The sequence below is a fragment of the Heminiphilus faecis genome (assembly GCF_008728965.1).
GTDB classification, from domain to species: domain Bacteria; phylum Bacteroidota; class Bacteroidia; order Bacteroidales; family Muribaculaceae; genus Muribaculum; species Muribaculum faecis.
The window spans coordinates 1-251 of record NZ_VSMC01000089.1; the positions used below are offsets into that span (position 1 = coordinate 1).

At 47.8% G+C, this 251-nt stretch carries 1 pseudogene; it reads right to left on the bottom strand.

The annotated features are described in order from the left end of the window. Nucleotides 1-124: 124 nt before the first annotated feature. Nucleotides 125-251: pseudogene (locus FW767_RS13510) on the bottom strand (IS30 family transposase); the annotation flags it as partial.

A 251-nucleotide genomic window follows, 5' to 3' on the forward strand; every position in this document is an offset into this window, starting at 1 on the left:
TATCATTCCGATGTTGCGCGATTTATATTTCAATAACCGCTTGGAATTGTGATTTTCCCCGATTTTTGCCGGATTTTGAACCTTTCGTTTTGGTTTCGCCGGATTTTTGGATTTGCGGATTATACATTTCCCAGTCCCCGAAGCGTGTGCCGTCAGCCTCGGCCGGACGCTGATGTATGGATACACGGTCGGGAATGATTGTCCGTCCCGACGGTTTGCGTTTACGGCCTTTGTGTCTGCGGTATTTAAGT